The following is a 25,233-nucleotide window of genomic DNA, read 5'->3' on the forward strand; positions in this document are numbered from 1 at the left end:
GAACCGTGCAGGAATAAGACGCGACGCAGCCGGCCGCCTACCCGCCAAGGAACCGCAGCCGGGCCTACTCAAGACACGCAGGAGCAAGTGGTGATCGAAGAGACCCTCCTCGAGGCCGAGGAGAAGATGGAGAAGGCCGTCGTGGTCGCCAAGGAGGACTTCGCCGCGATCCGCACCGGCCGTGCGCACCCGGCGATGTTCAACAAGATCGTGGCGGACTACTACGGCGCGCTGACGCCGATCAACCAACTGGCCTCGTTCTCGGTGCCCGAGCCGCGCATGGCCGTGGTGACCCCGTTCGACAAGAGCGCGCTGCGCAACATCGAGCAGGCGATCCGTGACTCCGACCTCGGCGTCAACCCGAGCAATGACGGCAATATCATCCGGGTGGTGTTCCCCGAGCTGACGGAGGAGCGCCGCAAGGACTACATCAAGGTCGCCCGCACCAAGGCCGAGGACTCCAAGATCTCGATCCGCTCCGTGCGCCGCAAGGCCAAGGACGGCATCGACAAGATGATCAAGGACGGCGAGGTCGGCGAGGACGAGGGCCGCCGTGCGGAGAAGGAGCTCGACGACACCACCGCGAAGTACGTCGCTCAGGTGGACGAGCTGCTCAAGCACAAGGAAGCTGAGCTGCTCGAGGTCTGATGAACGACTCTTCCTGGGGGGCGCCGCCAGAAGCCGGGTACTGGGGGCCGTCCGACCAGGGGCCTGTCCAGGGGGCTGCCCCGGCGGGTCCCGCCTACGATGCGCACAACGCGCAGCAGACTCGCCCCATGCCCATCGTGCCCGACGTACCCGCGCATGGCGGAAACCAGGATGACGACCGGGGGGCTGCTCGGACGGGCGGCCCCCTGTTCCGCGACGAGACGCCTCGGACGCCGCCGCACCAGGATCCGTCCTCTCAGGTGCCGTCCCACCGGTCGCAGAATCCGCAGGAGCCCATGTCCAGCGCCGCACAGCCCGCACCCGCGCCGCCGAAGAAGAGCGCGGGCCGCGACCTGGGCGCTGCCATAGGGGTCGGGGTCGCGCTCGGTGCGGTGATCGTCGCGTCGCTGTTCGTCGTCAAGGCCGCCTTCGTCGGAGTGATAGCGGTCGCCGTCGTGGTCGGCCTGTGGGAACTCACGTCGCGGCTCGCGGAGCAGAAGGGCATCAAGGCGCCGCTCGTGCCGCTGGCGATCGGCGGTGCCGCGATGGTCGTCGCCGGATACGTCCGGGGTGCCGAGGGTGCCTGGGTGGCGATGGCGCTCACCGCGCTCGCGGTCCTGGTCTGGCGGATGACGGAACCGCCCGAGGGGTACCTCAAGGACGTCACCGCGGGAGTCTTCGCCGCCTTCTACATCCCGTTCCTCGCCACGTTCGTGGCGATGATGCTCACCGCGGACGACGGTGCACGGCGGGTGCTGACGTTCCTGCTGCTGGCCGTGGTCAGCGACACGGGCGCGTACGCCGTCGGCTGGCGCTTCGGCAAGCACAAGCTCGCCCCGCGCATCAGCCCCGGCAAGACCCGCGAGGGCCTGCTGGGCGCGCTCGTCTTCGCCATGGTGGGGGGCGCGCTGTGCATGGAGTTCCTCATCGACGACGGCACCTGGTGGCAGGGCCTGATCGTCGGCCTCGCGGTCGCGGCCAGCGCCACGCTCGGTGACCTCGGCGAGTCGATGATCAAGCGTGACCTGGGCATCAAGGACATGGGCACCTTGCTGCCGGGGCACGGCGGCATCATGGACCGCCTGGACTCGCTGCTTCCTACGGCTCCTGTGGTGTGGCTGCTGCTCGTGTTGTTCGTCGGTAGCTGATCGTCGGTAGCTGTTCGTCGGGAGCCGACACCGAGGCTCAGGGTCTGCGGTCTGCGGTTTTGCGGTACGAGGGGCTCGTCGTCCAACCGGACGGCGAGCCCCTGACGCGTGTCCGGGCCGATGTCAGTCCGTGCCGTAGCTATCAGTCTGTGCCGTAGTCGTGCGGTCGGCCGTCCTGCCAGTCCACCCAGTGCGGATCGTCCAGCAGCTCCCACGCGTCCGGCAGGCCCGCGCGGCGCAGGAACTCGATCAGGTCGGCGTCGCTGTGCGCGAGGCCGGCGACCCGGGCGCGAATGGACACCCGGCGGCCGCCGGTGCCCGCAGCGCGATGCACGACGATGGGCGCGGTGCCCTCTCCTTCGGGCGGCGACTGTTCGCGGTTCACAGTGCACCGCGGGCGGTGTCTGTATCGGTGTCGGGCGTGGGGGTGGGTGTGGGCGTGGCGGAGGTGGAGGCGCTGGTGTCGTCGGTGCGGCGCAGCCGCCGGACCAGCCGATCGCGGTCGCTGCGCCGATGATCCGGGCGAGACACATATTCGTACACGAGTTCGATTGTAGGTCCAGGTGTGACCGTTGGGACAGGGCCCGGCTTCCCGCGGCTTCGGACTTGAACCCGCCGGCAGCCCACGGCCACCCGCCTGTCCCAGGCCGTGACCTGCGGGATGGGTAGGTTTGTCGCACCGCTTAAGGAGATGTGCGATGCCGGACCGCCGTAGAGCTCTGTACGTAACCGATCTGGCTTACCCGGCCCGGGGGCGGCGCTACTGCGACGAGGACATCTTCCTGACCTCCCGACTGCGCGACGACTTCGATGTCGCCCTGTGCCACCCGCTGGAGGCCGCCGCGTTGATGGACGCCTTCGATGTTGTCGTGGTCCGCAACAGCGGGCCGGTGCTGCATTACCGGGAGGAGTACGACGCGTTCCGGGCGCGGGCCACGGCCGACGGCGCCCGGGTCTACAACCCGTTGACCGGCCGCGGAGACATGTCCGGCAAGCAGTACCTGCTGGATCTGACCGCTGCCGGACACCCGGTCATCCCCACGGTCGACCGGTCCGAGGACCTGCACCTGCTGCCCGAGGCCGACCAGTACGCGGTCAAGCCGAAGGTGGGCGCTGACTCCATCGGCCTGGCCTTCGTGCCCCGCGAGCAGCTCGACGGCCTCGCCTACGGCGACATCCTGGTCCAGCCGCGCATCGACTTCCGCTACGAAGTGTCCTTCTACTACGTCGACGACGCCTTCCAGTACGCCCTTCACGCCCCCGATCCCGAGCAGCGCTGGGTCCTCGATCCCTACGAGCCCACCGACACCGACCTGGCCTTCGCCCGGAGCTTCATCGACTGGAACACCCTCGACCACGGCATCCAGCGCGTGGACGCCTGCCGCACCTGGGAGGGCGCGCTGCTCCTCGTCGAGCTGGAGGACCTCAACCCATATCTGTCCCTGGAACTGGTCTCCGACCGGACCCGTGACGCGTTCGTGGCGAATATGACGGAGTCCGTCCACCGGTTCCTGGACGCTCGGCCGCGCAGCTGAGCTCGCGCCTGAGACGGCGTACCGTCGTACGGCCGTACCTGACCATTGACCCCCGCGAGGCGACGTGATCGCCTCTCACAGGTAAGCCGTGAACGGGCTGAACCGGGGGACAAGTGAGTCTTGAGATGAGTCAGGATTATGCGGCTCTCATCGCGGGCGTCGACGGCGCGATCTTGATCGCTGCATCGGTCCAACTCCATTCGTACCGAGCCAAGGGCAACGGACAAATGACGCGCGCCGCCCGGGTGTTGTGGCTGGCGCCTTTCCCGGTGATGGTCATTTCCATCGCTCGGGTCCTCTGGTGGTCTGCCAACGGCGGGCAGGACAAGGACCCCGACCTTGCGTTGATGCTGTTCCTGGGGACTCTCATCCTGCTGGCCATGGTCATGCTTGACGCGATCCTGTCGAGGTACGTATACGAGGAAGCGGAGCAGGTCGCTTCCGACGACTCACTCGACGCGTAGAAGTGCCTCAGCGCGTGAATACCGTGCTCGCGCGCGGACTCACACCTGCCGCCCTTCTCGACTTCCGGGACCAGGCCCGCGGCAGCGGTACGGCCGCTGACGACCACCGCGCACGGCTCGTGGCCCCGGTCACACGAATCGATCTGCGACACTGGTACAGCCATGCCTAAGCCCGGAGAACTCACTTTCGTTGCCCCCCGCGGAGCCAAGAAGCCGCCGCGGCACCTTGCTGATCTCACGCCTGCCGAGCGTAAGGAGGCGGTTGCCGCGGTCGGTGAGAAGCCGTTTCGTGCCAAGCAGCTGTCGCAGCACTACTTCGCGCGGTACGCGCACGACCCGGAGCAGTGGACCGACATCCCCGCGGGATCGCGCGCCAAGCTGCAGGAGGCGCTGCTGCCCGAGCTGATGACGGTCGTGCGGCATCTCTCCACCGATGGGGACACCACCCGCAAGACCCTCTGGCGGCTCTTCGACGGCACGCTCGTCGAGTCCGTGCTGATGCGGTACCCGGACCGGGTCACCATGTGCATCAGCTCTCAGGCGGGCTGCGGGATGAACTGTCCGTTCTGTGCGACCGGGCAGGCCGGTCTCGACCGGAATCTGTCCAGCGCCGAGATCGTGCACCAGATCGTGGACGGGATGCGGGCGCTGCGGGACGGGGAGATTCCCGGTGGGCCGGCCCGGCTCAGCAACATCGTCTTCATGGGCATGGGCGAGCCGCTGGCCAACTACAAGCGGGTCGTCCAGTCGATCCGGGCCCTCACCGACCCGGAGCCGGACGGGCTCGGGCTGTCGCAGCGGGGGATCACCGTCTCCACGGTCGGTCTCGTCCCCGCCATCAACCGGTTCGCCGACGAGGGCTTCAAGTGCCGCCTCGCCATCTCCCTGCACGCACCGGACGACGAGCTGCGTGACACGCTCGTGCCCGTGAACACGCGGTGGAAGGTACGGGAAGTGCTGGACGCCGGATGGGAGTACGCGGCGAAGTCGGGGCGCCGGCTCTCCATCGAGTACGCGCTCATCCGTGACATCAACGACCAGGCGTGGCGTGGTGACCGGCTCGGGCGGCTGCTCAAGGGCAAGCCCGTGCACGTGAACCTGATTCCGCTGAACCCGACACCCGGCTCCAAGTGGACGGCCTCGCGGCCCGAGGACGAGAAGGCGTTCGTCGAGGCGATCGCCGCCCATGGTGTGCCCGTCACCGTCCGGGACACCCGTGGCCAGGAGATCGACGGGGCCTGCGGGCAGCTCGCGGCGACCGAGCGGTAGTCTGGCGGACGTACGTACATCTTCATATTCCGACAGGGGAGCGCCACAGCGCTGAGAGTGCGGGACAGCCCGCAGACCCTCTGAACCTTGCCCAGGTCATTCTGGGTAGGAAGTTCGGTCACTACTCAAGCTGTTGCGCCCTGCCCGGGATCCGACCGAGGTCCCGGGCAGGGCCGCGTCTCTTCCTGGTCACCCCCAGGAGGAATTCAGTGAGCACCACCACCAGGAAGTTCACGGCCGTGGTCGCGGTCACCGGGCTCGGCTTCGCCGCGCTCGCCGCGTGCGGTTCGTCCGACTCCGGCGACGAGGGCTCCGGGTCCAAGACCGTCACCCTCGTCAGCCATGACTCCTTCGCCTACACCAAGGCAGTACTGAAGGAGTTCGAGAAGGCGTCCGGTTACAAGGTCAAGGTCCTCAAGGACGGCGACGCCGGTACGGCCGTCAACAAGGCCATCCTCACCAAGGACAACCCGCAGGGCGACGTCTTCTTCGGCGTCGACAACACCCTGCTGTCGCGGGCGCTCGACAACGGGCTGTTCCAGTCGTACGAGGCCAAGGGCGCCGATGGCATCAAGGCCGAGTACCGGGTCGACCAGGACAAGCACCGCGTCACGCCCATCGACTCCGGTGACATCTGCGTCAACTACGACAAGGCCTACTTCAGCAAGCACAAGCTGGCCCCGCCGACGTCCTTCGACGATCTGATCAAGCCCGAGTACAAGGATCTTCTCGTCACCGAGAACGCGTCCACGTCCTCGCCCGGCCTCGGGTTCCTGCTCGGCACCGCCGCCAAGTACGGGGACGCGGGCTGGGAGGGCTACTGGAAGAAGCTCAAGGCCAACGGAGTGAAGGTCGTCGACGGCTGGGAGCAGGCCTACAACGTGGAGTTCTCCGGGTCCGCCGGCGGCAAGGAGGCCAAGGGCGACCGGCCGCTCGTCGTCTCGTACGCCTCGTCGCCGCCCGCCGAGGTCATCTACGCCGACCCGAAGCCGAAGACCGCGCCGACCGGGGTCGCGGACGGCACCTGCTTCCGCCAGGTCGAGTACGCGGGCCTGCTGAGCAACGCGAAGAACACCAAGGGTGGCAAGGCGCTCATCGACTTCCTGGTCGGCAAGGCCTTCCAGGAGGACATGCCGCTGAACATGTTCGTGTACCCGGTCGTCGAGGGTGCGAAGGTGCCCGCCGAGTTCACGAAGTTCGGGCCGGCCGCCAAGAGCCCCGAGACCCTCGACCCCGCCAAGATCGCCGACAACCGTGACGAGTGGGTCAAGTCATGGACCTCGCTCGTACTGAAGTAGAGCCCCGCGCGGAGGCGGAGCCGCCCGCGAGCCGGCGTCCGCGCCTCCGTCCGCGCCCTCGCACGCGCCCGCGTACGGGGAGCGCGGCCCGGCTCGGTCTCATGGCCGTGCCCGTCGCGTTCTTCGGGCTCTTCTTCGCCTACCCGGTCGCGGCGATCACGGCACGCGGGCTCAAGATCGACGGGGTCTGGCGGTTCGGGCGGATCGGCGATGTGCTCGCACAGTCCGACATCCGGCACGTCCTGTGGTTCACGACCTGGCAGGCGCTCGCCTCGACCGCGCTCACGCTGCTGATCGCACTCCCCGGCGCGTACGTGTTCGCGCGCTTCGATTTCAGGGGCAAGCAGGTCCTGCGGGCCGTCGTCACCGTGCCGTTCGTGCTGCCGACCGTGGTTGTCGGCACGGCGTTCCTGGCGCTGCTCGGCCGCGGCGGACTCCTGGACGAGTTGTGGGGCGTACGGCTCGACACGACCGTGTGGGCGATCCTGCTCGCGCACGTCTTCTTCAACTACGCGGTCGTCGTCCGCACGGTCGGCGGCCTCTGGTCGCAGCTCGATCCGCGTCAGGAGGAGGCCGCGCGGGTGCTCGGCGCCTCACGGTTCGCCGCCTGGCGCCGGGTGACGCTTCCGGCGCTCGGGCCGGCGGTCGCCGCCGCCGCGCTGATGGTCTTCCTCTTCACCTTCACCTCGTTCGGTGTGGTGCAGATCCTCGGCGGTCCGACCTTCTCGACGCTCGAAGTCGAGATCTACCGGCAGACCTCGGAGATCTTCGACCTCTCGACGGCCGCCGTCCTCACCCTCGTCCAGTTCGTGGCGGTCGGCGCGATCCTCGCCGTCCACGCGTGGACGGTACGGCGGCGGGAGACCGCCCTGCGCCTGGTCGACGCGTCCGCGACGGCACGACGGCCGCGCGGCGCCGGGCAGTGGGCACTGCTCACCGGCGTCCTCGCCACCATCGCCGTCCTGCTGGTGCTGCCACTGGCCGTGCTGGTCGAGCGGTCCCTCGACGCCCCCGGATTCGGCTACTACAAGGCGCTGACCAGCGACGAAGGCGGCATTTTCCTCGTGCCGCCGATCGAGGCCGTCGGCAACTCGCTGCAGTACGCTCTCGCCGCCACCGCCATCGCCCTGCTGATCGGCGGACTCGCGGCCGCCGCCCTCACCCGCCGGGACGCCGGCCGTCTCGTACGGGGCTTCGACGCCCTGCTGATGCTGCCGCTCGGCGTCTCCGCCGTGACCGTCGGGTTCGGCTTCCTCATCGCGCTCGACGAGCCTCCGCTGGACCTCCGGAGCACCTGGATCCTCGTGCCGCTCGCGCAGGCGCTGGTGGGTGTCCCCTTCGTCGTACGGACCATGCTGCCCGTGCTGCGGGCGGTGGACGGACGGCTGCGCGAGGCGGCGGCGGTGCTCGGGGCCTCGCCGTGGCGGGTGTGGCGCGAGGTCGATCTGCCCATGGTGCGGCGGGCGCTGCTGATCGCGGCCGGGTTCGCCTTCGCCGTGTCGCTGGGCGAGTTCGGCGCGACCGTCTTCATCGCGCGGCCCGACAACCCGACACTGCCGGTCGCCGTGGCACGGCTGCTCGGGCGGGCCGGGGAGCTCAACTACGGGCAGGCCATGGCACTTTCGACGATCTTGATGGTGGTGTGCGCGGTGGCGCTGCTCGTTCTCGAACGCCTTCGCACCGACCGGACCGGGGAGTTCTGACCATGCGCGACGCAAAGCTCGAACTCGTTGGCGCGACCGTACGGTTCGGTGGGCGGGCCGTGCTCGACTCCGTCGGGCTCGATGTCGCCGAGCACGAGATCGTGTGCGTGCTCGGGCCCAGCGGCAGCGGCAAGTCGACGCTGCTGCGGGCGGTCGCGGGGCTCCAACCCCTGGACGAGGGACGGGTGTTCCTGGACGGCCACGACCTCCACGGCGTGCCCGCGCACAAGCGCGGTGTCGGCCTGATGTTCCAGGACCACCAGCTGTTCCCGCAGCGCGACGTGGGCGGCAACGTTGCCTTCGGGCTGCGGATGCACGGTGAGTCGATGGACCAACAGGCAGTACGCGTCCGGGAGTTGCTGGATCTGGTGGGGTTGCCCGGCGCCCGTGGGCGGGCCGTCGCCTCCCTCTCGGGTGGCGAACAGCAGCGCGTCGCGCTCGCCCGGGCCCTCGCACCCAGCCCCCGGCTGCTCATGCTCGACGAACCCCTCGGCCAGCTGGACCGCTCGCTGCGTGAGCGGCTGGTGGTCGAACTCCGGGAGCTGTTCGGCGAGTTGGGCACGACCGTGCTCGCGGTCACCCACGACCAGGGGGAGGCGTTCGCGCTCGCCGACCGGGTCGTCGTGATGCGGGACGGCCGGATCGCCCAGTCCGGTACGCCACTTGAGGTCTGGCAGCGCCCGGCCGACGCCTTCGTGGCGCGCTTCCTCGGCTTCGAGAACGTGACCGGGGCGACCGTCAGCGGGGAGGCCGCGGACACGCCCTGGGGTAAGCTGCCGGTGTCCTCGGACGCCCGGCAGGGCGAGGTCGATCTGCTCGTCAGGCCAGCTGGCGTACGCCTCGTACCGGCGGCCGAGGGGCTGCGCTGCACGGTGGCCGCGCGGACGTTCCGGGGCACCCATGTGGCCGTACGCCTGCAGCCCGAGGACGCGCCGTGGCTGGAGGCGGCGTGTGCGCTGCGGGACGCGCCGGAGACGGGGGACGAGGTCGGGGTGGCGTTCGACGCGGCGGAAATTGTCGTACTCGGGGGACCCCGCCGGCCCTAGGGTGCGGCTCATGACGCTACTCGGGCACGACCGCTACTGCGGCGAAATCGTCGGGCAGACCGCGCTGTTGAGGTCGCACCTGGCCGGAGCCGACCTCGGCGCGACCGTGCCGACCTGTCCTGACTGGACGTTGCGGCAGCTCGCCGTGCATGTGGGTGAGGCGCATCGCTGGGCCGAGCACATCGTGCGGACGCGGGCGACGAAGAGCGTGCCGATCGAGGACGTGGCCGACGTCGGAGGGCCGGAGGGCGACGACCCCGCCGCGCTGGACGCCTGGCTCGCGGAGGGCGCCGAGCGGGCCGCCGAGACCTTTCGCGCCGCCGGGGTCGACACCGCCGCCTGGTCCTGGGCCTGGGAGCACACGGCCGGGTTCTGGGCGCGGCGCATGACCCACGAGACGGTGGTTCATCGGGCCGACGCGGCGATCGCCGCGGGTGTGACGTACGAGGTGGCGCCGGAGTTCGCCGCCGACGCGATCGACGAGTGGCTGCAGATCGTGCGGTTCGCGCAGGAGAAGTACCCCAACGATGCCGCGCGGGAGCTGCGCGGGGTGGGGCGCAGCATTCATCTCCATGCCACCGATGCGGAGGCTGAGCTGGCTGCCGAGTGGCTCATCGAGTTCGAGGACGAGGGGATCGGGTGGCGGCGGGGGCACGAGAAGGCGAGCGTGGTTTTGCGGGGGCCGCTTACCGAGGTGATGCTTGCCTTTTATCGCCGGATGGCGCCGGATGGTGGGGGGTTGGAGGTTTTGGGGGAGCGGGAGTTGCTGGACTTCTGGTTGGAGCGGGCCACGTTCGGCTAGCGCCGGGGGTGGTGAGTCTGCGGGTCGGTGGGGGCTTGTCGCGCAGTTCCTCGCGCCCCTAAAAGATTGCGCAGTTCCCCGCGCCCCTGAAGGGCGGTGGTTGAGGTCGGTTCGTCAGGTGCGGGCCGGTCTCGGTTGCTCGCGCCGTTCCCCGCGCCCCTGGAAGCCGGTGGTTGAGGCCGGTTTGTCAGGTGCGGGCCGGTCTGGGTTGCTCGCGCCGTTCCCCGCGCCCCTGAAGGGCGGTGGCCCGCCCCCCTCGGTAAGGGGGGCGGGCCACGCCTGGTGGGACTGGGTTGGCCGGTGGTGCTCAGTGGCCGTTCGATGTGCCGCGGCGGCGGAGGGCGAACATGACGCCGGCGCCGGCTGCCACGAGCGCGGCCGCTATGCCGGCGATCGCGCCGGTGTTGGAGCTGGAGCCGGTCTCGGCGAGGTTCGAGTCGCCGCCCGCGGGGGACGGGGTGCTGCCGCCGGCCGAGGCGGGCGGGGTGCTCTCCGACTCCGAGGGCGCCGGGGACTCGGGCTTCGCGGTGACCGGCGAGGAGGGCTCCTCGGACGGGGACGGCGTGGCCGAAGGCGTCGACGGCTCCTCGGACTTGCAGGCCTCGGACGGCGTGACGAGGTTCGGCTTGATGTCCTCGTCGACCTGCTTGCCGGCCTTGACGTGGATCCGGTACTCCGCGTTCGGCTTCCAGTCCTCCGAGAAGTCGATGGTCACGCCCTCGCGGGAGCCCTTGACCTCCTGGGTGCCGACGAGCTTCTCGTCCGCGCCGTTGGACTCGAGGAAGACCGTGATGGTGGCCGGGACGCCGGTGGGGTCCTTGTCGGTGACGCTGATGACACCCTTGGCGCCGTCGCACTTGGCGACGGCCGAGAACTCACTGATGTTGCAGGCGAGCGCGTTGCCGGCGAGGCCGAGCGTGAGCGCGGCCGAGGCGGAGGCAACTCCGAGAATGCGCACGGAACGTGCGGTACGGCGAGATATGGACACGATTGCCCTTCACGGGATGCACAAACGAGGGGGGTTGGGGATTGGCTGCGAAGAAACAGCAATCCCAGACGCCTCACAGGTTTATTGGGCCGCGTCTCGGGTTGTCAATCCGTCTGTCCGTCTTGACCCTCGGCTTTAGCTTTCATTTACATGAGCCAACCGGATGAGCGCCTCCGGTGCCTCCTCGATCCGGTCCACCAGCGCGATCCGGGACTCCATCGAGCGGTCGCGGGCGAGGGCCTGGAGCAGCGGCCAGGTGGGCAGTCGCTCGGTCCAGTGCGCGCGGTTCACCAGCACCATCGGGGTGGGTTCGCCGCGGGACTCGTAGTAGTTGGGGGTCGCGTTGTCGAAGATCTCCTGGACCGTGCCGGCGGCGCCGGGCAGGAACACCACACCCGCGTTCGAACGAGCCAGCAGGCCGTCCTCGCGCGTGGCGTTGGCGAAGTACTTGGCGATGTGCGAGGCGAAGGCGTTCGGCGGCTCGTGCCCGTAGAACCAAGTGGGAATGCCGACAGAGGTGTTGCCCTTCGGCCAGCGCGTACGCACCTCGAAGGCGGCGCGCGCCCAGTCGGTCACCGACGGCACGAACGACGGTGACTTCGCGAGGAGTTCGCACGCCTCGTGCAGCATCGTGTCGTCGTAGGGGGCCGCGTACGCGCCGAGGTTCGCCGCCTCCATCGCGCCGGGGCCGCCGCCCGTCGCCACCGTGAACCCGGCGCGCGCGAGCGCACGGCCGAGCCGGACCGCGCCGGTGTAGGCCTCGGTGCCGCGCCCGAGCGCGTGGCCGCCCATCACGCCCACCACCCGCGTGCCGCGCAGGAGTTCGTCGAGGGCGTCGGAGATCGCGTCGTCGTGGACGGAGCGCAGCATCGACGCGTAGATGTCACCGTCGGTCTTCGTCCGCTGGAACCAGGCGTACGCGAGGGCATCCGGCGTCTCCTCGTACCCCTTGTCGAGCGAGGCGAACAGCTCGTCGGGACGGTAGAGATGACCGCGGTACGGGTCGAAGGGCAGGCCGGGGAGCGGCGGGAAGACCAGCGCGCCGTCGGCACGGACCTTCGCCGCGGCGTTCTCCCGCATCGGGCAGCCGAGGAACACGGCTCCGGTGGCGTCGCTCGCCAGCAACTCCCTTGTGCGGTCCGTCAGATCGACGCACTGGACACGGAAGCCGGCGAGGGTGCCGCGGGACGAGACGACTGCGTCGAACTCCTCCAGCGTCTCGATCTCACGGTCGTTGTGGTGGGCCGCATGGGCGGGGCTCGTCTGCACCCGCCCATGCTAAGCACGGCCGGTTCAGCCCTGGACGGCCGCCGGGTCCATCCACATGATCTCCCAGGTGTGGCCGTCCGGGTCGTCGAAGGCGCGGCCGTACATCTGGCCGTAGTCCTGGGTCTCGCCGCTCGCCGAACCGCCCGACGCGATCGCCTTGTCGACGAGCTCGTCCACCTTCTCGCGGCTTTCGGCGCTCAGACAGATCAGCACCTCGCTGGTCTTCGTCGAGTCCGCGATCTCCTTCTTCGTGAAGTCCGCGTAGCGCTGCTTGTTCAGCAGCATCGCGACGATCGTGTCGCTGATCACGACGGACGCGCAGTTCTCGTCCGAGAACTGCGGGTTGATCGTGTAGCCGAGCTCCGTGAAGAACTTCTTGGAGGCGTCGACGTCGTTCACAGCCAGGTTCACGAAGATCATCTGCTGGTACATGTCCGGTCTCTCCCGTCGCGTGATGTGCTGTTCGGAGGGGTAGACCGGGGGGCCGTCGAAAAGTCATCGGCGTCCCGCGAACTTTTTTTGGGCGACCTGCAGATCGAGAGGCGCGAGCCGTCAGCGGGTCAGGGGCAGTGCGGCCAGCTCCGCGACCGCCCAGGTCAGCGGGCCGAAGACGGCGAGCAGGGCGCCCGTGCGGAGGGCGGCGGCGCTGCGCAGCGCCGTGGCGGGCGCTCCGTGCCGCAGCAGGGCGGCCGTGGTGTCGGCGCGCGCGTTCCTCGCCTCCACCGCGGCGGTCAGGAGCGTCGCGACGGCGCATCCCGCGACGAGCAGCGCGCCCAGGGTGGTGAGCGGCCCCACGTCGGGGCGCGCGCGGCCGTAGAGCACGGCCATGGCGTACGCCCCCGACGCCACCGCGCACACCACGCCGAGCGGACGTCCGATGCGGGCCGCCTCCTCCATGAGCACGCGTCCGGCGAGCAGCCGCAGGGCGCCCGGCCGCACCGCCTGGAGCAGCCTGCCGCAGAGGTGAGTGATCGCGGGCCCGGCCAGCGCGAGCCCGAACGCGGTGAGCGCCCAGCCGACCAGCACACCGAGGGGCCCGACGTGGAAGCCGCCCGGCAGCTCGGGTCCCGCGAGGGCCGGGGACGTACGGCCGGCGTACGTCTCCACCGCGAGCCCGGCCGCGAGGACCGCGGCGCCCCAGGGGAGGCCGGAGGGGGTGGGAAGAGGGGCCGGGGGATGTTCGGGGCTCAGGGGGTCCAGGGGGTGGCGGGTGTGGCCGGGACGGCCGGAGAGCCCGGCGCTGTTGTGACTTCCGGGGCCATCAGGACTGCTGGGATGGCCGGGACTGCCGGGACTGCCGGGATGCTGTGAGGCGGCGTGGCGGTCGGCTGCGCCGTGACCGTCGTGGCCGTTGTGCGCCGGTGCGTCGGCTGTGGCGTGGGTGGCGGAGAGCTGCTCGCCGCCGGGGCGCCCCTCGACCCTCGCGCGGGCACGCGCGCCGGAGCGGCGGGGCACGTCGAGCGCCGCGGCACTGGTGGACGCCTCCGGGCTGCCGTGTCCGGCGGACCCTGCGTGTGCGGTGCGTCCGGCGTGACCGTCGGGAGTGCCCTGCGCGGACCGGCCGGTGGCGCCCTGCCCGGAACCGCCCCGGGCCGCTGAAGCCTCCCGGCCCTCGGAACCGCCTCGGCCCCCGGAGCCGCCCGGGCCCGCCGAACCGTCCTGGCCCTCCGAGCGAGGGCCCGCCTTCGCCTCCGGACGTGTCTCCGTACGCGTCCCGAAGCGCCCGTACGCGCCGAAGCCGACGCGCTCGACGGAGCGGCCGTATCCGCCGAAGCCGCTCAACCGGCCCGGCCGTCCGCCCGTCGTGAGGCTGGGCCTCGGGCCCCGCGGCCGGAGTACCGCCGCGCTGGCCGCCGAGGCGATGATCGGTACGAGGGCCAGCAGGGTGAGCGCGGCCGGGAGGGGCAGCGGCTCGTCCGCGGCGAGGAGGTCGGCGGCGTCGCCGTCGAAGGGGAGGCCGGTCAGGTCGCCGCGGAGGTGGAGGAAGAAGAGCAGGGCGACCATCGAGCCGAGCGTGCAGGACACGGCGGTGGAGATCGCCGCGAGGACCGTCAGACGGGCGGGGCCGAGGCCGAGCGCCGACAGCCCCTGCCGGGGACGGGTGGCCGGGTCGGTCCGGGCGACCGCCACCGCGAACTGCACGGTCGCGGCGAGCGGCGCCACACACCAGGCCAGCCGAAGCACGGCCGCACCGGACGCGTCCGGGTGCCCCATCGCGTACCCCAGGGTGCACAGCAGCAGGAAGCCCGTGCCCGCCGACGCCGCCGCGACCAGGAGTCTGCGGAGCTGGACGGCGGGGCGGGCCCCGCGCGCTAGACGGAGAGCGAGCACGCGGCCCGGCCTTCCACGCTGTCGGACACCGGCGGCAGATGGACGGTGTTCACCCGCCGCCCGTCGAGCAGCGACACCGTGCGGTCGGCGAGGGCCGCGGTGTCCGCGTCGTGCGTGGCCAGTACGACGGTGATCCCGTGCGACCGGGCCGCCGTCGTGAGCGTGCGCAGCACCTGGGCCCGGTCGGCGCGGTGCAGCGGGGCGGTGGGCTCGTCGGCGAAGAGCACGGTCGGCGCGGGGGCCAGGGCGCGGGCGATGGCCACGCGCTGTCGCTCGGCGTGCAGCAGCGCGTACGGGCGTTTGCGGGCGCAGCCGCCGATGTCGAGGCGGTCCAGCCACTCCAGGGCGGCGGTCTTGGCGCGGCGGCGCGAGACACCGCGCAGCATCAGGGGCAGGGCCGCGTTCTCCCAGGCGTTCAGCTCCGGGACCAGGACCGGCGTCGGGTCGATCCAGGCGAACCGGTCGCGGCGCAGCCGCTCGCGCGTCCCCGGACCCATGGTGTGCACGGGCGTGCTGTTGAACCAGACCTCGCCCTGCTGCGCCCGCAACTGCCCGGACAGGCACTGGAGCAGGGTCGTCTTGCCGCTGCCACGCGGGCCGCCGACGGCGAGGATCTCGCCCTCGCGAACCCCGAGCGAGACGCCGGTGAGCGCGGGCGAGCCGTTGTGCTTGACGTGCAGGGCGCGTGCCCACAGCACGTCGTTGTCCGGCGGAGCCACCATGGCGTACACCTCGGTTCAGATCAGAAATGCCGTGCGAAGTCCCCCTTCCGGGGGAACGAAGGCAGGGCCGATCGGTCACTGGGCACGCTAGGTAGTCGGGGCCGGGAGGCCGGACAGCACGCGGCCCCGGAGCGCCCATTCTCACTCGAACGGGCGGCACCGGGGCCGGTGTTGATCACAGATTCAGCTCATCGGAGCCGAAGCCGGAGCCCAGGCTTGAGCCGTGTCACGGTCAGAGCCCCTGGAGGCTCGGCGGGATCAGAGCTTCGCCCACGCCTCCGTCAGTACCTGGCGGACGATCCCCTCGATCTCGTCGAAGGTCGACTGGTCGGAGATCAGCGGAGGCGAGAGCTGGATGACCGGGTCACCGCGGTCGTCGGCGCGGCAGTAGAGGCCGTACTCGAAGAGCTTCTTGGAGACGAAGCCGTAGAGCACGCGCTCCGACTCCTCGTCCGTGAAGGTCTCCTTGGTGGCCTTGTCCTTCACCAGCTCGATGCCGTAGAAGAAGCCGTTGCCGCGGACGTCGCCGACGATCGGCAGGTCGTGCAGCTTCTGGAGGGTGGAGAGGAACGCCCCCTCGTTGTCCAGCACGTGCTGCGTGAGGTTCTCCCGCTCGAACAGGTCGAGGTTGGCGAGACCCACGGCCGCCGACACCGGGTGGCCGCCGAAGGTGTAGCCGTGCAGGAAGGTGTTGTCGCCCTTGTAGAACGGCTCCGCGAGGCGGTCCGAGATGATGCACGCGCCGATCGGGGAGTAGCCCGAGGTCATGCCCTTGGCGCAGGTGATCATGTCCGGTACGTAGTCGAACTTGTCGCAGGCGAACATCGTGCCCAGGCGGCCGAAGGCGCAGATGACCTCGTCCGACACGAGCAGCACGTCGTACTGGTCGCAGATCTCGCGCACCCGCTGGAAGTAGCCGGGCGGCGGCGGGAAGCAGCCGCCGGCGTTCTGCACGGGCTCCAGGAAGACCGCGGCGACCGTCTCCGGGCCCTCGAAGAGGATCTGCTCCTCGATCTGGTCGGCGGCCCAGCGGCCGAAGGCCTCGGGCGAGACGCCGGACCCCTGGCCGAGGAAGGCGGGCGCGCGGTAGATGTTGGTGTTCGGGACCTTGTGGGCGCCCGGGACCAGCGGCTCGAACGGGGCCTTCAGGGCCGGCAGGCCCGTGATGGACAGGGCGCCCTGCGGGGTGCCGTGGTAGGCGACCGCGCGCGAGATGACCTTGTACTTGGTCGGCTTGCCCTGCAGCTTGAAGTACTGCTTGGCGAGCTTCCAGGCGGTCTCGACGGCCTCGCCGCCACCCGTGGTGAAGAAGACCTTGTTCAGGTCGCCGGGCGCGTAGTTCGCGAGGCGCTCCGCGAGCTCGACGGCCTTCGGGTGGGCGTAGGACCAGATCGGGAAGAAGGCCAGCTCCTGCGCCTGCTTCGCCGCCGTCTCGGCCAGCTCCCGGCGGCCGTGGCCCGCCTGGACCACGAACAGCCCCGCGAGACCGTCGAGGTAGCGCTTGCCCTTGTCGTCGTAGATGTAGGTGCCCTCGCCACGGACGATCGTGGGGACGGGAGCGTTCTCGTACGAGGACATCCGGGTGAAGTGCATCCACAGGTGGTCGTACGCGGTTCGGCTGAGGTCCTTGGTGGTCACGGCTATCGGGTTCCCCACATGTAGGTCTGCTTCTTGAGCTTGAGGTAGACGAAGCTCTCGGTGGAGCGCACGCCGGGCAGGGCCCGTATGCGTTTGTTGATGACGTCCAGCAGGTGGTCGTCGTCCTCGCAGACGATCTCGGCGAGGATGTCGAACGAGCCCGCGGTCATCACCACGTACTCGACTTCCGACATGGCGGTCAGCGCGTCCGCCACCGGCTCCAGGTCGCCGTCGACGTTGATGCCCACCATCGCCTGCCTGCGGAAGCCCACGGTGAGCGGGTCCGTGACGGCGACGATCTGCATCACGCCCTGGTCGAGCAGCTTCTGGACGCGCTGGCGCACGGCCGCCTCGGAGAGGCCGACGGCCTTGCCGATCGCTGCGTACGGCCTGCGGCCGTCTTCCTGGAGCTGCTCGATGATGGCGAGGGAGACGCTGTCCAGCGGGGGAGTGGTGTTCCCCGACCGGGTGTCTCGGGAGCCCTTCGGCTCTGCGCTGCGACTGGACACGTGCTCACTGTGCATGAGGCATCAGCAGTTCCGCAAGAGTCGATTGATGAAATTCGTTGTCTGCGCGGTCCACATGTGCGGATTTCGCAGTTCTGGGGCGATCGGGGGTGTTGAAAACGTGGGACGCGGGACTAGGGTGGATGTCTCAGTGATTGGACATCTGACTGGAGGGCCGGCAGTGAGCACCGAGCTGCGTCGTCTGCGCAATTACATCGACGGGGAATTCCGCGATGCCGCCGATGGACGGACCACCGACGTGGTCAACCCCGCGACGGGCGAGGCCTACGCCACCGCGCCGCTGTCCGGACAGGCCGACGTCGACGCCGCGATGGCCGCGGCCGCGGCGGCCTTCCCGGCCTGGCGCGACCAGACCCCGGCCGAGCGCCAGAAGGCCCTGCTCAAGATCGCGGACGCCTTCGAGGAGCGGGCCGAGGAGCTGATCGCGGCCGAGGTCGAGAACACCGGCAAGCCCATCGGCCTCACCCGGTCCGAGGAAATCCCGCCCATGGTCGACCAGATCCGCTTCTTCGCGGGCGCGGCGCGCATGCTGGAGGGCCGCGCGGCCGGTGAGTACATGGAGGGCCTGACCTCGATCGTCCGCCGCGAGCCGGTCGGCGTCTGCGCGCAGGTCGCGCCCTGGAACTACCCGATGATGATGGCCGTGTGGAAGTTCGCCCCCGCGCTCGCGGCTGGCAACACGGTCGTCCTCAAGCCGTCGGACACCACTCCCGCCTCCACGGTCCTGATCGCCGAGATCATCGGCTCGATCGTTCCCAAGGGCGTCTTCAACGTCATCTGCGGCGACCGCGACAGCGGCCGCGCGATGGTCGAGCACCCGGTACCCGCCATGGCGTCGATCACCGGGTCCGTGCGCGCGGGCATCTCCGTCGCCGAGTCCGCCGCCAAGGACGTCAAGAGGGTCCACCTGGAGCTGGGCGGCAAGGCGCCGGTCGTTGTATTCGAAGACCTCGACAGTGCGGCCATGGCCAAGGCCGTCGAGGACATCTCGGTCGCGGGCTTCTTCAACGCGGGCCAGGACTGTACGGCCGCCACCCGCGTCCTCGTCCAGGAGTCCATCCACGACGAGTTCGTGGCCGCGCTCGCCAAGGCCGCCGCCGACACGAAGACCGGCATGCCGGACGACGAGGACGTGCTGTACGGGCCGCTCAACAACCCGAACCAGCTCAAGCAGGTCACCGGCTTCATCGAGCGCCTGCCCGCCCACGCCAAGGTGGAGGCGGGCGGCCACCGCGTCGGCGACAAGGGCTACTTCTACGCCCCGACCGTGGTGTCGGGGCTGAAGCAGGACGACGAGATCATCCAGAACGAGGTCTTCGGCCCGGTCATCACCGTCCAGTCCTTCTCGGACGAGGCGCAGGCCGTCGAGTGGGCGAACGGCGTCGAGTACGCCCTCGCCTCCTCCGTCTGGACCAAGGACCACTCGCGCGCGATGCGCATGTCCAAGGTCCTCGACTTCGGCTGCGTCTGGATCAACACGCACATCCCGCTCGTCGCGGAGATGCCGCACGGCGGCTTCAAGAAGTCCGGCTACGGCAAGGACCTTTCGGCGTACGGGTTCGACGACTACACGCGGATCAAGCACGTGATGACGTCCATCGAGGGCTGATGGGCTGACGGTTCGCGACTGACGGCATGAACGGCACGGCCCCGGGCGGGAGTTGATCCGCTCGGGGCCGTGCCGTGCCGTGTCGGTCGCCCGGGTGCCCGGGCGCCTGGGTCCTGAGTGCCTGGGTGCGTACGCGTCAGACGGTCCCCGTGAGTACGAGTCCGGCGACGCTCAGCTCCGCGTCGGACCCCTTCCCGCTCTCCTCGCCCTTCTCGTTCCTGTGCTCCTCGCGGCCGCCGCAGTCCGGGGGCCAGGGCCGGTCGCCCTTGCCGGGCAGCTCGTCGGGCGGGGCCGGGAAGTCGACGCCGATGTCCTCCAGGATGTGCTCGCAGGCCTTCACGGCCTTCCGGAACTCCTTCGAGACCGGGTCGGGACGGCTCGCCCGTTCGCCCGCGTCGATCCGTACGCGTACGCGTACGTCGTCGCCGTCGTCCGCCGTGTAGATCACGATGTCGGGGAAGCCCTCCAGGCCGTTGTCGCGCACGCACTCGGTGAACTCGCGGGAGGCCTTGTCCTGGCGCGTCCAGTCGGTCGAGTCCGTGGAGTCGCTCGGGTCGTCGTCCTTCGGGGGCTCCGACGACGACCCGCCGCTCGACGGTGCGGACGGGTCGGCCGCGACGGCCTGGCCCGCGTAGACCCCGCCGAGCGTGACGGCGGTGATCAGGGCGCAGGCCGCTGCCAGCCGGCGGTGCCCCTTCGTCGTGCTTCGCATGTGGATCCTCCTGGGTGCGTCTGTGGAGTTCTCTGGAGCGGGTCTCCTCGAATCACCTCAGCGCGCGGGCGGTTACGGCGCGGGAACGGCTGCTCTTACCGCCCTGTTACCGCCCGGCGGGCACGCTGGCCGCAGGGTTCGCAGCAGCCGGAGACGCAGCCGGAGATGCCGATGCGCGTATTGGTGGTCGACGACCACGAGGAGCTCGCCGAGACCGTCGCGGCGGGACTGCGCAGAGAGGGTATGGCCGTCGACATCGCGCTGGACGGCCATGCGGCGCTGGAGCGGGCCACGGTCAACGGCTACGACGTCGTCGTACTCGACCGTGATCTGCCCGGGCTGCACGGAGACCGGGTCTGCCGGGCCCTGGCCGAGGGGGGTAGCCGGGCGCGGGTACTGATGCTGACCGCGTCCGGCACGGTCGCCGACCGGGTCGCGGGGCTCGGGATGGGCGCCGACGACTATCTGCCGAAGCCCTTCGCGTTCATCGAACTCGTCGCGCGGATACGGGCGTTGGGGCGCCGGGCCCAACCGGCACTGCCTCCGGTCCTGGTCCACGGCGATCTGCGGCTCGACCCCGCCCGGCGGGTGGCGTCCCGCGACGGCCGCCAACTCCCGCTCAGCCCGAAGGAGTTCGCGGTCCTGGAGCTGCTGATGGGGGCGGGCGGGGCCGTGGTCTCCGCCGAGGAACTGCTGGAGCGGGCCTGGGACGAGGCCGCCGATCCGTTCACGCAGACCGTGAAGGTGACGGTCAGCCGGCTGCGGCGCAAGCTCGGGGAACCGCCGTTGATCGAGACGGTGGCGCAGGCTGGGTACCGGGTATGAGAGGGCGTCCCGGGCTCCCCGCGGTGTTGCGGATCCGCGGGCGGAAGAGCTTGCGCGGGCTGCGGAACATCCGGGGGCCGCAGAGCATCCGGTGGCGGCTGACGCTGCTCTACAGCGGGCTGTTCGTGGTGGCGGGCGCGGTGCTGCTGGCTCTCACGTACGCCCTCATGTCCGAGCGCGGCGAACAGGTGTCGGTGTCCAGGCCCGATCCGCCTCCGGGGGAGTGGGGAGCGGGGGCGCACGCCGTCCAGGGGTACGTACGTGAGCAGCTGGTCGCCCAGCGCAGCGACCAGCTCCATCAGCTCTTCGTCGAGTCGGGGGTCGCGCTCGGCGTCATGGCGCTCGCCTCGCTCGTGCTCGGGTGGCTGGTGGCCGGGCGGGTGCTCGCGCCTCTGCGGAGCATGACCGGGGCGGTGCGGCGGATCTCCGCGGACGCCCTGCATCGACGGCTCGCGGTGGCCGGGCCGGCCGACGAACTCAAGGATCTGGCCGACACGTTCGACGATCTGCTCGCCCGGTTGGAAGGCGCCTTCGAGGCGCAGCGGCGGTTCGTGGCCAACGCCTCGCACGAGTTGCGCACGCCGCTCACGCTTCAGCAGGCCGTCATCGATGTGGCGCTCGCCGATCCCGGGGCCGATGCCGAGACCCTGCGGGCCGCCTGTCTTCGGGTGCGGGCGGCTGGGCAGGAGCAGGAGCGGTTGATCGAGGCATTGTTGGCGTTGGCGTTGAGTCAACGGGGGGTGCCGGAGCGGGAGTTCGTGGACCTGTCCGTGGTGGCGGCCGAGCTGTTGCCCGACGGTGGGCCACGGGTGTCCGCCGAGCTCTCGCCCGCGGCGCTGGTCGGGGATCCGCAGTTGATCGGGCGGCTGGTGAGCAACCTCGTCGAGAACGCCGTGCGCCACAACGTGCCGTCGGGGGAGGGGGGTTGGGTTTCCGTCTGGACCGGGGTCGTCGACGGGTGGGCCTCCTTGCGGGTCGTGAACAGTGGGCCCGTGGTGCCGGGGGATCAGGTGGGCGTGCTGTTCGAACCGTTTCGGAGGGTGGGGGTCGAGCGGGTTCGGACTCGGTCGCGAGCCCGCGAGGGTTCCGGGCTGGGGTTGTCGATCGTGGCGGCGATCGCTGCGGCGCACGGGGGTGTGGTGGAGGCGCGGGCCCGGGGGGAGGGCGGGCTGTGGGTGGAGGTGGTGTTTCCGCCCCCGCCGCTCCCCTACCCATTCCCGTCCCTGGGGGCTGCGCCCCCAGACCCCCGCTGATCGGCCTGAACGGCCTCGTCCTCAAACGCCGGACGGGCTGAAATTCAGCCCCTCCGGCGTTTGAGGAGCGGGGGTTCGGGGGCGGAGCCCCCGAGTAGTGACGGGAATGGGTAGGGGCGGCGGGGGCGACACTCTGTCGTCCCCCGGCCGGACGGGTTGACGCTGCGTCCATTGCCCGCCCGGCAGGGCAGGCGGCATGCTGCGCACGTGCCAGTGAACCCGAACCAGCGAACCCGGATCTCCCGCCGCAGCCTGCTGCGCACCCTCGGTACGGGCGCGGCCGCCGCACTGGCCGCCGGCTGCGGAGTTCCGGCGGCGTACGTCGAGCCATCGGAGCGGTCGAGAAGCGACCTGTCGGCCACCGACAAGCGCCTGACCTGGGCCAACTGGCCCCTCTACATCGACACGGACGACGAGGACGAGTCGAGGCGCCCCACCCTGGACGCCTTCGAGAAGCGCACCGGGATCCAGGTCACGTACACCGAGGAGATCAACGACAACGACGAGTTCTTCGGGAAGGTCAGCCCCTCCCTGATGAACCATCAGGAGACCGGCCGGGACCTGATGGTGATCAGCGACTGGATGTGCGCGCGGTTCGTACGCCTGGGCTGGGTCCAGGAGATGGACAGGTCCAGGCAGCCCAACGTCACCAAGTACCTGGACCCACAACTGCGTTCACCGGCCTTCGACCCGGGCCGCGGGCACACCGTGCCGTGGCAGTCGGGGATCACCGGCATCGCGTACAACCGCCGCAAGGTCGGCCGCGAGATCCGGCACGTCTCCGACCTGTGGGCGGACGAGCTGAAGGGCCGCGTCACGCTCCTCTCCGGTCTCGACGAGGCGTTCGCGCTGCTCATGCAGGGCAACGGGGTCGACATCACCAGGTGGACCGCGGACGACTTCCACACGATGTGCGAGCAGGTCGAGAAACTCGTCCGCACGGACCACATCCGCCGCTTCACCGGCAACGACTACATCAAGGACCTGTCGAGCGGTGACGTACTGGCCTGCCAGGCGTACAGCGGTGACGTGATCCAGCTCCAGGCCGACGACCCCGACATCGAGTTCGTCGTCCCGGAGGAGGGCGCCGAACTCTGGTCCGAGTCCCTGATGATCCCGAACCTCGCCCGCCACAAGGCGAACGCGGAGACCCTCGTCGACTACTACTACGAGCCGTCCGTCGCCGCCGAACTCGCCGCGTGGGTCAACTACGTCTGCCCCGTCCCGGCCGCCCAGGACGTCCTCGCCTCCGCCAAGGACGAGGAGACCGCCGCCCTCGCCGAGGACCCGCTCATCTTCCCCGACACCGCCATGCGCGAGCGGCTCGCGATCGCACGCGACATCACGTCGAAGGAACGCACGGACTTCGCGAAGCGGTGGAACGCGATCGCGGGGCTATGACTTGGCCCTGACCAGGCCGGAGTCGTACGCCATGATCACTGCCTGGATCCGGTCGCGTGCGCCGATCTTGGCGAGGACCCGTCCGACGTGCTTCTTCACCGTGGACTCGGTGAGGACGAGCCGTTCGGCGATCTCCGTGTTCGTCCAGCCGTGGCCGATGGCGACCAGGACCTCGCGTTCGCGGACGCTGAGGGCTCCCAGGCGGGGGTCCTCGGCGACGGGGGCGTCGGCCGGTGCCAGTACCTGGTGGGCGTAGGCGTCCAGCAGACGCCGGGTCAGGCGGGGAGCGACGACGGCGTCGCCGGTCGCCACCGCGTGGATGCCGGCCACGAGTTCCTCGGGACGGGCGTCCTTGAGCAGAAAGCCGCTGGCTCCCGCGCGGAGGCCGTCGTACGCGTACTCGTCGAGGTCGAAGGTGGTCACGATGAGCACGCGGGTGCGGCCCCCGCCGGCGACGATGCGGCGGGTGGCCTCGATGCCGTCCATGCCGGGCATGCGGATGTCCATGAGGACGACGTCGGGGCGCAGTTGCGCGGCCAGGCGGACGGCCTCGGCGCCGTGCCCGGCCTCGCCGACCGGGGTCAGCCCCGGAGTGCCCTCGATGAGCATGCGCACGCCCATCCGCTGGAGGGGCTGGTCGTCGGCGATCAGCACGGTGGTCATGGCAGAGGTTCTCCTGATGCCGACGGGGCGGGCGCGGAGGATGCGTCGAGTGCGACGTCCACCGTCCAGCCGTGTCCGGTCTCGCGTGGGCCGATGGTGACGGAGCCGCCGTACATGGCGGCTCGCTGCCGGATGCCGACCAGGCCGTGCCCGGAGCCTTCCGCCCGAGGCATCGCCACTGCCGGTGCGGACGCGTCCGGTGATGCTCCCGTGTCGGCGACGCTGACACGTACGGTGGCGGCGTCGACGGTCACGGAGACCTCCGCGGTGGAGCCCGTACCCGCGTGCTTGAGCGTGTTGGTCAGCGCTTCCTGAACGATGCGGTACACGGTGAGCTGCACACCGTCGCTCAGCGGGTCGAGATCGCCCACGGTCCGGTAGGCCACTCTCAGGCCTGCCGCGCGCACCCGTGCCAGCAGGGCGTCCAGATCGCGGATCCCGGGCTGCGGGCTGAGCATCGTCACGTCGTCCTGGTCCTCGCGCAGGACGCCCAGCACGCGGCGCAGTTCGCTCATGGCCTGGCGGCCGGTGTCGCCGAGGATGCGCAGGGGCTCGGCGGACTGCTCGTTCCTGTTGGCGGCGAGGGTCGCGGCGCCGTCCGCGACACTGACCATGACGGACAGGTTGTGGCCGACGATGTCGTGCATCTCGCGGGCGACCCGGGAGCGCTCGGCGGCGGCGGTGAGCCGGACCCGTTGCTCGTGCTCGATCTCCAGCCGCCTGGCACGGTCCTCCAGCGCGGCCAGATACATCTGGCGGATGCGCAGGGTCAGGCCGACGGCGGTGGCCGCGGTCACCGTGCCCAGCAGGAAGAAGACGCTGCGTAGCGGATTGTCGACCGGCACAAGGACCCAGACGGTCAGCATCAGGTTGGCGGCAGCCGTCGCCACGGCCCAGCCCAGCACCCGCAACGAACCCTGCCGGGCCAGGGTGTACAGGGCGATCAGGACGCTGATGCCGGCCGGCTGCCAGATGCCCAGCGACCACTGGCCCACGGAGACCAGCGCGACCACGAAGAACGTGACGGCCGGGGCCCTGCGGCGCCACCACAAGGGAACGGCGAGTGCCAGGGTGAACGCGAGCAGGACGCCGGTCGGCACCTGGTCACGGGGGTCCGGCTCCCCGAACGGTGAGTTGGCGCTGCCCGACAGCAGGTCGGGAAGGGTGAAGCACACGACGAACAGCACCACCGCGGTGTCGAGCAGCCACGGATGCCGCCGGTCCAGCCGGTGCCGGTCCTGCTGGCCGCGCCACAGACGGCCCAGGACCGGATGCGCCCAGGCGGCCTCGAACCCCGGGGCCGGCGGCAGCGCCGCCCCCGGGGAGGTGTCCGCGGCGGCCGCCGCGCGTTCCGCGCTCATGGACACCATTGTGCTCGTGGC

Annotated in this window: 26 protein-coding genes and 1 riboswitch; of the genes, 14 read left to right on the forward strand and 12 right to left on the reverse strand. The window is 70.4% G+C overall.

What is annotated here, in order from left to right; translation table 11 throughout:
• Positions 1-90: 90 nt before the first annotated feature.
• Positions 91-648, forward strand: a complete 558-nt coding sequence (frr, locus tag ACIBEI_RS30725) for a ribosome recycling factor (RefSeq protein ID WP_055614581.1) — start codon at positions 91-93, stop codon at positions 646-648.
• The gene (locus ACIBEI_RS30730) at positions 648-1,796 is read left to right on the forward strand and encodes a phosphatidate cytidylyltransferase (RefSeq protein ID WP_398893458.1); all 1,149 of its coding nucleotides are present in this window, start codon (positions 648-650) and stop codon (positions 1,794-1,796) included. The genes frr and ACIBEI_RS30730 overlap by 1 nt, the downstream gene beginning before the upstream one ends.
• Before the next feature lie 142 nt (positions 1,797-1,938).
• Here ACIBEI_RS30730 and ACIBEI_RS30735 read toward each other — a convergent pair whose 3' ends face one another.
• Both ACIBEI_RS30735 and ACIBEI_RS30740 read right to left on the reverse strand, forming a co-directional pair.
• On the reverse strand, positions 1,939-2,181 hold the full coding sequence (locus tag ACIBEI_RS30735) for a hypothetical protein (RefSeq protein WP_398893459.1): 243 nt from the start codon (positions 2,179-2,181) through the stop codon (positions 1,939-1,941).
• The gene (locus ACIBEI_RS30740) at positions 2,178-2,339 is read right to left on the reverse strand and encodes a hypothetical protein (protein ID WP_398893460.1); all 162 of its coding nucleotides are present in this window, start codon (positions 2,337-2,339) and stop codon (positions 2,178-2,180) included. Before ACIBEI_RS30740 ends, ACIBEI_RS30735 begins: the two co-directional genes overlap by 4 nt.
• 155 nt (positions 2,340-2,494) lie before the next feature.
• On the opposite strand from ACIBEI_RS30740, the gene ACIBEI_RS30745 reads away from it, so the two are divergent.
• The 8 genes from ACIBEI_RS30745 (at position 2,495) to ACIBEI_RS30780 (ending at position 9,913) form a co-directional block, all read left to right on the forward strand.
• The gene (locus ACIBEI_RS30745; RefSeq protein WP_398893461.1) at positions 2,495-3,331 is read left to right on the forward strand and encodes a hypothetical protein; all 837 of its coding nucleotides are present in this window, start codon (positions 2,495-2,497) and stop codon (positions 3,329-3,331) included.
• Positions 3,332-3,456: 125 nt separating this feature from the next.
• Entirely contained in the window at positions 3,457-3,795 is a 339-nt protein-coding gene (locus ACIBEI_RS30750; protein ID WP_398893462.1) for a hypothetical protein, read from the forward strand.
• A 14-nt stretch (positions 3,796-3,809) separates the two neighbouring features.
• Entirely contained in the window at positions 3,810-3,965 is a 156-nt protein-coding gene (locus ACIBEI_RS30755; RefSeq protein WP_398893463.1) for a hypothetical protein, read from the forward strand.
• On the forward strand, positions 3,958-5,064 hold the full coding sequence (gene rlmN / locus ACIBEI_RS30760; protein ID WP_398893464.1) for a 23S rRNA (adenine(2503)-C(2))-methyltransferase RlmN: 1,107 nt from the start codon (positions 3,958-3,960) through the stop codon (positions 5,062-5,064). Before ACIBEI_RS30755 ends, rlmN begins: the two co-directional genes overlap by 8 nt.
• 24 nt (positions 5,065-5,088) lie before the next feature.
• A riboswitch (TPP riboswitch) is annotated at positions 5,089-5,194 on the forward strand.
• Positions 5,195-5,273: 79 nt separating this feature from the next.
• A complete protein-coding gene (locus tag ACIBEI_RS30765; RefSeq protein WP_398893465.1) occupies positions 5,274-6,362 on the forward strand; it encodes a thiamine ABC transporter substrate binding subunit in 1,089 nt (362 codons plus the stop codon).
• Entirely contained in the window at positions 6,338-8,065 is a 1,728-nt protein-coding gene (locus tag ACIBEI_RS30770; protein WP_398893466.1) for an ABC transporter permease, read from the forward strand. Before ACIBEI_RS30765 ends, ACIBEI_RS30770 begins: the two co-directional genes overlap by 25 nt.
• A 2-nt stretch (positions 8,066-8,067) precedes the next feature.
• A complete protein-coding gene (locus ACIBEI_RS30775) occupies positions 8,068-9,111 on the forward strand; it encodes an ABC transporter ATP-binding protein (RefSeq protein WP_398893467.1) in 1,044 nt (347 codons plus the stop codon).
• 10 nt (positions 9,112-9,121) lie between these two features.
• Positions 9,122-9,913: a maleylpyruvate isomerase family mycothiol-dependent enzyme gene (locus ACIBEI_RS30780; RefSeq protein ID WP_398893468.1), complete on the forward strand. Its 792-nt coding sequence runs from the start codon at positions 9,122-9,124 to the stop codon at positions 9,911-9,913.
• A gap of 307 nt (positions 9,914-10,220) precedes the next feature.
• Here ACIBEI_RS30780 and ACIBEI_RS30785 read toward each other — a convergent pair whose 3' ends face one another.
• From ACIBEI_RS30785 to ACIBEI_RS30815, 7 genes are all read right to left on the reverse strand, one after another.
• Positions 10,221-10,871 (reverse strand): LAETG motif-containing sortase-dependent surface protein, encoded by a 651-nt coding sequence (locus ACIBEI_RS30785; RefSeq protein ID WP_398893469.1) that lies wholly within the window; start codon positions 10,869-10,871, stop codon positions 10,221-10,223.
• Positions 10,872-11,036: 165 nt separating this feature from the next.
• Positions 11,037-12,170 carry an LOG family protein gene (locus ACIBEI_RS30790; protein WP_398893470.1) on the reverse strand — a complete coding sequence of 378 codons (1,134 nt, stop codon included), beginning with the start codon at positions 12,168-12,170 and terminating at the stop codon, positions 11,037-11,039.
• 24 nt (positions 12,171-12,194) lie between these two features.
• Complete coding sequence (locus tag ACIBEI_RS30795; RefSeq protein WP_190232314.1) at positions 12,195-12,602, reverse strand: VOC family protein; 408 nt, start codon at positions 12,600-12,602, stop codon at positions 12,195-12,197.
• Positions 12,603-12,722: 120 nt separating this feature from the next.
• Positions 12,723-14,501: a hypothetical protein gene (locus tag ACIBEI_RS30800; RefSeq protein WP_398893471.1), complete on the reverse strand. Its 1,779-nt coding sequence runs from the start codon at positions 14,499-14,501 to the stop codon at positions 12,723-12,725.
• On the reverse strand, positions 14,483-15,223 hold the full coding sequence (locus tag ACIBEI_RS30805; RefSeq protein ID WP_398893472.1) for an ABC transporter ATP-binding protein: 741 nt from the start codon (positions 15,221-15,223) through the stop codon (positions 14,483-14,485). The genes ACIBEI_RS30800 and ACIBEI_RS30805 overlap by 19 nt, the downstream gene beginning before the upstream one ends.
• Before the next feature lie 258 nt (positions 15,224-15,481).
• Positions 15,482-16,879: an aspartate aminotransferase family protein gene (locus ACIBEI_RS30810; protein WP_398893473.1), complete on the reverse strand. Its 1,398-nt coding sequence runs from the start codon at positions 16,877-16,879 to the stop codon at positions 15,482-15,484.
• Entirely contained in the window at positions 16,864-17,385 is a 522-nt protein-coding gene (locus ACIBEI_RS30815) for an Lrp/AsnC family transcriptional regulator (protein WP_398893474.1), read from the reverse strand. Before ACIBEI_RS30815 ends, ACIBEI_RS30810 begins: the two co-directional genes overlap by 16 nt.
• 163 nt (positions 17,386-17,548) lie before the next feature.
• Between ACIBEI_RS30815 and ACIBEI_RS30820 the strand changes: the two genes are divergently transcribed.
• Positions 17,549-18,997 carry a gamma-aminobutyraldehyde dehydrogenase gene (locus ACIBEI_RS30820; protein WP_398893475.1) on the forward strand — a complete coding sequence of 483 codons (1,449 nt, stop codon included), beginning with the start codon at positions 17,549-17,551 and terminating at the stop codon, positions 18,995-18,997.
• Positions 18,998-19,133: 136 nt separating this feature from the next.
• Here ACIBEI_RS30820 and ACIBEI_RS30825 read toward each other — a convergent pair whose 3' ends face one another.
• Positions 19,134-19,709, reverse strand: coding sequence for a hypothetical protein (locus ACIBEI_RS30825; protein ID WP_398893476.1), 576 nt, complete (start codon positions 19,707-19,709; stop codon positions 19,134-19,136).
• Positions 19,710-19,880: 171 nt separating this feature from the next.
• Here ACIBEI_RS30825 and ACIBEI_RS30830 point away from each other — a divergent pair, with 171 nt between their 5' ends.
• The 3 genes from ACIBEI_RS30830 (at position 19,881) to ACIBEI_RS30840 (ending at position 23,188) form a co-directional block, all read left to right on the forward strand.
• Positions 19,881-20,534, forward strand: coding sequence for a response regulator transcription factor (locus ACIBEI_RS30830; protein ID WP_398893477.1), 654 nt, complete (start codon positions 19,881-19,883; stop codon positions 20,532-20,534).
• The gene (locus tag ACIBEI_RS30835) at positions 20,531-21,787 is read left to right on the forward strand and encodes a sensor histidine kinase (protein WP_398893478.1); all 1,257 of its coding nucleotides are present in this window, start codon (positions 20,531-20,533) and stop codon (positions 21,785-21,787) included. The genes ACIBEI_RS30830 and ACIBEI_RS30835 overlap by 4 nt, the downstream gene beginning before the upstream one ends.
• 237 nt (positions 21,788-22,024) lie before the next feature.
• The gene (locus ACIBEI_RS30840) at positions 22,025-23,188 is read left to right on the forward strand and encodes a spermidine/putrescine ABC transporter substrate-binding protein (RefSeq protein WP_398893497.1); all 1,164 of its coding nucleotides are present in this window, start codon (positions 22,025-22,027) and stop codon (positions 23,186-23,188) included.
• Here ACIBEI_RS30840 and ACIBEI_RS30845 read toward each other — a convergent pair.
• Both ACIBEI_RS30845 and ACIBEI_RS30850 read right to left on the reverse strand, forming a co-directional pair.
• Entirely contained in the window at positions 23,183-23,851 is a 669-nt protein-coding gene (locus ACIBEI_RS30845) for a response regulator (RefSeq protein ID WP_398893479.1), read from the reverse strand. The genes ACIBEI_RS30840 and ACIBEI_RS30845 overlap by 6 nt on opposite strands.
• Entirely contained in the window at positions 23,848-25,212 is a 1,365-nt protein-coding gene (locus ACIBEI_RS30850; RefSeq protein WP_398893480.1) for a sensor histidine kinase, read from the reverse strand. The genes ACIBEI_RS30845 and ACIBEI_RS30850 overlap by 4 nt, the downstream gene beginning before the upstream one ends.
• Positions 25,213-25,233: the final 21 nt, after the last annotated feature.

This window comes from Streptomyces sp. NPDC050988 (genome assembly GCF_044456225.1).
In the GTDB taxonomy this organism is placed as follows: Bacteria; Actinomycetota; Actinomycetes; order Streptomycetales; family Streptomycetaceae; genus Streptomyces.

Excerpts from the sequence above, each read along its gene's own strand:
- ACIBEI_RS30770 (WP_398893466.1), top strand. The coding sequence starts at position 6,338 with ATGGACCTCGCTCGTACTGAAGTAGAGCCCCGCGCGGAGGCGGAGCCG.
- ACIBEI_RS30730 (WP_398893458.1), top strand. The coding sequence starts at position 648 with ATGAACGACTCTTCCTGGGGGGCGCCGCCAGAAGCCGGGTACTGGGGG.
- ACIBEI_RS30805 (WP_398893472.1), bottom strand. The coding sequence starts at position 15,223 with ATGGTGGCTCCGCCGGACAACGACGTGCTGTGGGCACGCGCCCTGCAC.
- ACIBEI_RS30795 (WP_190232314.1), bottom strand. The coding sequence starts at position 12,602 with ATGTACCAGCAGATGATCTTCGTGAACCTGGCTGTGAACGACGTCGAC.
- ACIBEI_RS30745 (WP_398893461.1), top strand. The coding sequence starts at position 2,495 with ATGCCGGACCGCCGTAGAGCTCTGTACGTAACCGATCTGGCTTACCCG.
- ACIBEI_RS30775 (WP_398893467.1), top strand. The coding sequence starts at position 8,068 with ATGCGCGACGCAAAGCTCGAACTCGTTGGCGCGACCGTACGGTTCGGT.
- ACIBEI_RS30850 (WP_398893480.1), bottom strand. The coding sequence starts at position 25,212 with ATGAGCGCGGAACGCGCGGCGGCCGCCGCGGACACCTCCCCGGGGGCG.
- ACIBEI_RS30845 (WP_398893479.1), bottom strand. The coding sequence starts at position 23,851 with ATGACCACCGTGCTGATCGCCGACGACCAGCCCCTCCAGCGGATGGGC.
- ACIBEI_RS30830 (WP_398893477.1), top strand. The coding sequence starts at position 19,881 with ATGCGCGTATTGGTGGTCGACGACCACGAGGAGCTCGCCGAGACCGTC.
- ACIBEI_RS30815 (WP_398893474.1), bottom strand. The coding sequence starts at position 17,385 with ATGCACAGTGAGCACGTGTCCAGTCGCAGCGCAGAGCCGAAGGGCTCC.
- ACIBEI_RS30835 (WP_398893478.1), top strand. The coding sequence starts at position 20,531 with ATGAGAGGGCGTCCCGGGCTCCCCGCGGTGTTGCGGATCCGCGGGCGG.
- ACIBEI_RS30780 (WP_398893468.1), top strand. The coding sequence starts at position 9,122 with ATGACGCTACTCGGGCACGACCGCTACTGCGGCGAAATCGTCGGGCAG.
- rlmN (WP_398893464.1), top strand. The coding sequence starts at position 3,958 with ATGCCTAAGCCCGGAGAACTCACTTTCGTTGCCCCCCGCGGAGCCAAG.
- ACIBEI_RS30825 (WP_398893476.1), bottom strand. The coding sequence starts at position 19,709 with ATGCGAAGCACGACGAAGGGGCACCGCCGGCTGGCAGCGGCCTGCGCC.
- ACIBEI_RS30750 (WP_398893462.1), top strand. The coding sequence starts at position 3,457 with ATGAGTCAGGATTATGCGGCTCTCATCGCGGGCGTCGACGGCGCGATC.